Raw genomic sequence first — 7189 nt, 5'->3', positions numbered from 1 at the left:
AGAAAAACTTAACTTACTGTCCGGAATCAGTTGACCACTACACTAAGAGGAGTAATTAGTCTGAGGTGAACGAGTCCCATAGCCACTGGCAACAAGTGGGCGCGAAACTGCCGAGCAGAAATACATAGCTCGAGTCGCCTTGCAAGGCGATCGAGGTCTAGATTTAGCGCAGGAAGTCAGAGCTTTGTCATGGAAATAGAGCGTGTACTAAAATGCTTCGCATGACGAGCGTTTGGGGATTTAGGCCTTCAACTGAGCCCCTCTTCCGGATTGGATAACTACTGCCAGCCACCTTGCTTGATCCGCCCTATCCCGCCCAGCAGGTTCACTGGCCCGCTTCAGGTTCAGCGGAAAAACCCGCTAGAACGCGGCAGGTTACGAGCTAACATCTGAAAACTAGAGAACAAGCATTTCGTTAGAATCCCCGTCAAAATAGAGGGGTGATCGAGTGCTAGAGAAAAACAAATAAGCAGACGGAATCGACCAGTTTTTAATGCAAACACTTTTAAGGATTAATATTGATCTGCCAACCGGCGTATCAGCCATGGGAAATGGGGATCACTGAAATTGAAAAAGGGAGAATTACTCTCCCCTTTTTGGACGCCATGATATGGATAGCCGTACAATTACGAGCTGCATTTCGGAGGTGGCACTTTATCGTAAGATTTGTTATCCCAATTTAGCTTCGTACATGCCTTATACTCAATCTCAACGGGAAATTCGCCAAAAAATTCATACGTTATTTCTCGTGAATTATTGTGCTCAAAGATTAAAGCAACCTTCATTTTTGCATCCAGGATGTTTGGCGTCATACCCTTGCCTACGTATCTATCCCAAGTTAATCCATTTACAAGGCTCTTAGTGTCATTTTCATATCTACTACCAACGGTTTGGTAAAAAACCATAGGTTCCCAGTACAACGCGAAATTTCCGGTTTTCCTTGCACTCTCACTTAAATCGGTAAAGCTCCCATGCTTTGATATGGATGATCTCAATCTATAATTTGCGCTGGGAACATACCGCTTCCGCGTCGGAACCAAGTTAGGCGTCGCACCTCCACCATCCCTTGTTGCTCCTTGGAAAACTTCCCCTTTATCTATGATAGTAGCGCTAGGTGAAAAGTTCTCACCTTCCCAACAACAGAATCCAACCGCATATGAATTACTTCTCTCTGCATTAATACATAGGCTTTGCCAGTAAGACATTTCCTCAGGAGGAATATTGTTGGGATTTGACCCAGACATATAACTTTCAACCTCATCGAATGATCCCGCCGAGCTGGGGCACATAAGATACTGATTTCCGATCAACGCTATTCCCGGACGATAGTCTTTAAGTCTCATATTTGCTGAGGGATTGATGTTAATCAAGTCTTTCAGATCGACATTTTCAGCGTCAACCCCATCCAGATACACGGTAACTTTTAGAGGGCGCTTTATCGAAAAAAGTCCAAGATCCCCACTCCATTCCAGATCGCTTTTATTTGCTGATACGGTCTGCCTTGATTTATGGACACCAAAATATGGCCCTTGCGTTGGAGCTTCAGTGGTTATATTTCCATCAAGTGTTATCGCACCCTGATAATACTCAGCCTTAGCACCACCGGTAGAGCTTCCCTCTAAGCTCTTAAAGACATCTAATCCTGACAAGATAAAACCACCGACAGATGCAACTAGGCTCCCGGGGCCAGTGCCAAAATTTGAAAATAGCTCGCCGACCTCCTTAATAAATTCAGGACTACTTTCATTCTCTTTAAGCTCATCACCAGTCTCCGCAATAATGTCGGCCAAATGAGAAAGAGAAGATGCTTTTTGCTTGATCTTTGATGAATTAGATAGAAGGTTTTCCCAGCCTGATATGGATTTTGGTGCAATAGAGTTACTAGCATATGAAAAATCTCCGGTTGTTTTCACCTGAGATTGGGTGGACCTTAAAAGGTCAAACCGGAAGTTAACGTTGTCCTCCATAATGTCAGTCGCTAATGGGACGTAACTTAAATAGTTGTCCAAAACTAGCCAGCTATCCGAAATTGCAGAACCTATGTGCTCTACTGATGCCGGGCTTTCAGATAGCAATGTATTATTGTAGTTATTAGCGAGAACAGATTTAAGGAATTGGGACGAACTACTATTGGGTCCCGTTATTGAAAACCTAGTTTTTAAGATGCTCTCGCCGTTGTAAAATGGTTCATTAATATAGATGAAGGTTCTTAGGAGTCCTGTGTGTATGTTATATAGCGCAAAGTATGGCATGTCGCCGTCCTGCGGTGACACGGGACCATCTAGGTTACAAGTAACCCCATAATCAAGACATGTAAATCGCTTTACATACAATCTCCAGCCTTGCGCTGTCGGATGTATGTTGTTTAGAACATCTACCCCATGACTATTACCTGCAACCCAAGGGGATAATATCGTTGCGCCATAAAAGGTCTTAAATTCTGCATCCTCCTCCCACCATTTGAAATCAGGGTTATAGCTCAGGTCATCCGAATAGCAAAACAACATTGCCCAGCACGGAAAAACAACTCTATGATATTCCTCTAGCCTAAGGGCTGAATTCTTGATGCGAAGAATTTCTGCAAAGACTTCGGTCTTCTTAATATTTGACTCACTCACCTCGGTGTTCACGGAGCCAACGGTGGTTATTCTTGATCCAAGCTCCTGCTTCGCCTTCTTTATGATATCTGGCGGAATCTGCGCTCCATCATATTGGAATTGATTAGAAATCGACTTGCTTTCTATTCGAGAACGGAAGACATTTGAAGACAATCTATCTTTTACACTAATTTCACCAATATTGAATGTGTCACCAAATCGTTTTGGTATTTCTGAATTAATGATTATAAATTTGTCAATTATAGTACGCGGCAATTCGTTCTTGGGCTGGACATTTGAAGCCACTATGGCAAAGGAAATTCGAGCAACTTCATTTGGCACCATGATTGAAAAATGTCTGCCATTAAGCCAATTTGCAGGCAATACATAGTATTTTAGATTTTCGTCTTTAAGCGAGCCACTTGAACCGATGAAAATAGGAAAGCCTTCGCTGTTGCTGTTACCGTCTGAATAAGTCCCCACTATAGCCCTGGCTTGATAAGCCTCAGGCTCATTGGTAACAAATTGTATGGTTGGTGTACTACCGCATCCAAAAAGAAGAGTAGCGGTGAATACTACAAATAGTATTACTTTCATGGTTGCTTCCGTTTAATATTGTTATTGATACTTTAGCACTGAGCTCCCCCAGCCAATCTACATATTATTAAGACCAAGTTTGAGGGAAAAACCTAGACTCACACTAATAGTAATTTCTTTACCAATATAAATTTTCTTGCCGCTGACCCAGATCGATAATTTGCGGTGTTCTGATATAACTAGCTTTTACAAAGTTTGTGAAAAAATCAGATTGAACCACTGACACCCAAATTACCGGATTAGCGATAGCAGAAAAAATGTATTCGGCGCCAACTTATCAGGCGGAACGCGTTTTGCGCCAAAAATTTATATAGTTCAAGCGAACAAAATTTACATTGAGAACTAGAATGACAATTTTTAACTTGGAAATTATTCAACAAGCAGAGACTTGAGGATTATTCACTTATGTCCACAGGCTACTATTGCGATGTAGATCACAGTCATTTAGCGTTCCGTACAGAGTGATCGCAGCCTGTCCCGCCAACCTCTTTGTATATCCGCAGCGATGCTTCGAGAATCTCGCCCTCGCTGCAAGGAACGAAAGTTACCCAGCTGGCCGCCGGGCCTAAATAAGGCGCAAGGGCCGGCCAGTCTCCCACACGGATGCCGGCTGCGACCCGCGGCATGCAGCTTGCTTTAGTCTGCCGCATGACCTCGGTCAGTGTGGTCGTGGAGCATCGGTGTTGACCAACGCATGCAGGATCAAGCCAGGCCCCATCCCCGGCAACTAGCAAAACGTCACAAAAGAAAAGAAAGTTCAAAACGCATAAACTGCGTGATGTTTTATATGCCACAAATAAAATTGATAGCTCAATACAATCTCTACATAACAAGACAAGGCAATTAAGATAAGGCATCATCAAATAGGGAGTTAAGCACGCCCTAACTAAAATAATGAAGTCGCGAAAGACGGCCACAAGCTTTTCATGGTTTGAAAAATGTCTATTCAAGTTATAGGACCAAATAAAACTTCAAAGAAATATTCATTCGAGCGTTTCACAGACACAAAAAACACATAAGGAGATTGCATGAAAAAGCTTGCACTGGCCACCATGAGCCTCGGATTGCTGATCAGTTGTTCCAACTTAGAACAAAACATAGAAGAGGCTGTTTTCACTAAATACGTTCCAGTCGATAGAAACTCACCTCGAATAATACAATCAACGGCTGAGCATATTCAGGCGCACAACTCGTCAGGTAGCATTTTAGACCGAATTTTAGACCTTATATCCAAAAGACTTGACCCAGATATTTATTGGAATATGGAAGACAGGTTTAACGCAGAATTGCCTAATAATAGGCGCTATGTGATGAATCTAAATCATTGCGCCCCAGTGAATGAAAAACCAGCTTTCCGTGTGAATATATATGATCGAACAAGGCACTGGGATATACAGAAATCTGCACCGAAAACAACAACAAAAACTGTCTTGGTAGGACTCAGGGAAATACCCCAGCCTGGTGTGAAGCCAATAGCGGAATATACTTTGCGGCAACAAAACGGGGACTGGATGGCATCAGGCATAGACCAACTAAACCCGCTTTCATCGGAGGTCCCGGGTCAAAGGTCCATCGATATCTTCGGGCCGCCGCTAGGTAGGGAACAAATCCTAGATTTTGAATTAATTATGCCGAACGAGAATTACGATAGTGAGGAGGCAGAAAAAGCCAGAGAAGCAAACGCTCTAAAAAGATGGGACATGACGATTGCCGGCTCAAATATTGAAGAGCCAATCGTAATTCCAGAAAACAGACCAGAATCGTTTTTTTCGATTTGTTTGCCTGAAGGCGATTACACTTTTTCAATAACGGCAAAGGATGGGGCTCGCGGTTTAACTGAAACAAAAACAGAATCTGTGACTATTAACGACATTCTCGTGGTGGGTTTCGGCGATTCTATGACATCAGGGGAAGGGACGGCTCTACGAGAAGAGGCCCAAATAGACATGAAACTGGGCGATCTTTATGAAAAATATATCGATGCATTGGCAACATATGGAGTCCCATTGGATCAGACACTCGAAGAGTCAACAGCAATGGTAAAAAAATCATTGCATCAAACTTTCAAATTAGAAGACCCAATCTATCTAGCCCCGAGAATTAAAAATGGGCCATACAAAACGAGCCATGACACATACAGAGCAACGATAGAATATGGAAGATGGGCTTTCGGGGACGCAGAACCATTTCTTATATCGGGGGAAGGGTTGGTTAACGTCATGGATCCAGCGACATATCTCTGCTCAAAACAGCCAGTAAACTGCTATTGGGCAAGTCGGATTAACGGTTACTATCCCGTTAGTATACAACAAGCAAGAGAAGTATACCGGGTGGAAGGTAGTAGAGCGGTTTTTCGATGGGAGGATCTCAATCCAGAAGGATACCAAATACCAACGTGTTCTGACTTAAAACAAGAGACGCCATGCGGAAGAGACCCACAAACCATTGAGTACAGTTTGTACGGATTAAATAAGTACTACCCTGTGGCTTTCGATCATTTCAGGTCACACAGAAGTCCAGAATCCTATGTCGTAAAGGTCGCAAGAAAACTAGAACAGCGAAGTGATAAAACTTCAGTAACGATCATTAACCTAGCCGCATCAGGTGCAAGCTTTAAGGCAGGAATCAACGGAAAATACCACGGGGCCGAAGGTGAATCTAGAGTGCCAATGGAACCACAAACAGCACAACTCAGACATTTAGTTGGCAAAATTTCCGATAATGGATTACCGAGTCTGGCAAGAGAGAATGTCGATACCATAATAATGTCAGCAGGCATAAACGATGGATGCTTTTCCTGCGCGCTCGCGGCAATGATGGCGCGCATTACGGAGCCAGGAGGCGTGGATTATTGGGGAGGCCCAGCAAAGAGCGATGTTAAACAGGCATTCATCGATGGAGGATGGAAGACGGCATATTCTAAAGAGGGAGATTATGATCCAACCTGGTATACAGTAGGGATGTCGCTCACACTAGGACTTGTGGGTGCTGGTGTGGCAATTTTACCAGAGCATTGGGATGCATATGTCATGGATAAAATAAAGGAGGATGCTGATAAAACCTTGGCGAAATTTTATGAAAATTCAGTTCAGGGCGTAGATCAGGTAGCGCAGAGCTATGAAAATTTGGAATCAACTTTCAAATTGATTGATGTACCGATCGACAATTTATTCACTCTAGCTTACCCAGACATAACGCGATACAACGGACAACGATGCTCACGGGTTCTGGATTTCATGGCATCAGACGTGAACAGCTACGCAGGCCCAGTCCACACACACCATATAGATACCGTAATAAACCATAACGAATTAATCACACTGGAAGAAATGCGAATAGAGCTAAACGAACAGGTAGAGGCCGGCGTGGAAAAGGTTAGAAGTGCAGGCAATAAGAACTGGCACTATCTGAATGCTACGAGTAGCGCACTGAAGAATGGGGGTTTATGTGCTCCAGAAAGTGAGCGTTTGGTCAATTCAATTGGCGCAAAGGTGTTATACCATCAAGGCAGTATCAATGGCATTGCTCACCCTAACAAGCGGGGTCATGATGTGCTTGCAGATGTAGTTTATGGTGAGGTCATCTCAAAAATTGATTCAGAGGTTATCAAATACCAGTAAAATTAATGAGTGGTGTTTGTAGTGGTCTACTAAACCCGGACACCGATTTAGATGGTAAAGTCGCCGCCTGAGATAGAGGTGTTCGATGAGTAGACAACGTCGATCCTTTTCCCCAAGTTCAAGCTGGATGCTGCCCGCTTGGTCATGGAACAAGGTAATTCAGTATCTGAGGCAGCCTGCTCTCTAGATGTCGGTAGCACCGCTTTCCGGCGCTGGGTGAAGCAGCTTGAGGCGGAACGCAGCGGTAAGTTGCCGGCCAGCAAGGCTCTCACCTCGGAACAGCAGTGAATCCAAGAGCTCGAAGCCCGAGTCAATCGCTTGGAACGGGAGAAAGAGTTACTAAAAAAGGCCTCCGCTCTCTTGATGTCCGACGAG

General features: G+C 43.8%; 2 protein-coding genes and 1 pseudogene. 2 read left to right on the top strand and 1 reads right to left on the bottom strand.

Going from position 1 to position 7189, the window contains the following annotated elements; genetic code table 11:
* Positions 1–626 precede the first annotated feature (626 nt).
* Positions 627–3194 carry a hypothetical protein gene (locus B4U49_RS01960; RefSeq protein ID WP_078082901.1) on the bottom strand — a complete coding sequence of 856 codons (2568 nt, stop codon included), beginning with the start codon at positions 3192–3194 and terminating at the stop codon, positions 627–629.
* 1028 nt (positions 3195–4222) lie between these two features.
* On the opposite strand from B4U49_RS01960, the gene B4U49_RS01955 reads away from it, so the two are divergent.
* Both B4U49_RS01955 and B4U49_RS19315 read left to right on the top strand, forming a co-directional pair.
* Positions 4223–6814: a hypothetical protein gene (locus tag B4U49_RS01955; RefSeq protein ID WP_078082900.1), complete on the top strand. Its 2592-nt coding sequence runs from the start codon at positions 4223–4225 to the stop codon at positions 6812–6814.
* Between the two features lie 85 nt (positions 6815–6899).
* A pseudogene (locus B4U49_RS19315) lies at positions 6900–7189 on the top strand (transposase); the annotation flags it as partial.

Origin of the sequence: Microbulbifer mangrovi, from assembly GCF_002009015.1 — a bacterium.
In the GTDB taxonomy this organism is placed as follows: domain Bacteria; phylum Pseudomonadota; class Gammaproteobacteria; order Pseudomonadales; family Cellvibrionaceae; genus Microbulbifer; species Microbulbifer mangrovi.
Note: the sequence above shows the minus strand (reverse complement) of the source record. Positions and strands in the feature narration are given on the sequence as shown.

Excerpts from the sequence above, each read along its gene's own strand:
- B4U49_RS01960 (WP_078082901.1), bottom strand. The coding sequence starts at position 3,194 with ATGAAAGTAATACTATTTGTAGTATTCACCGCTACTCTTCTTTTTGGA.
- B4U49_RS01955 (WP_078082900.1), top strand. The coding sequence starts at position 4,223 with ATGAAAAAGCTTGCACTGGCCACCATGAGCCTCGGATTGCTGATCAGT.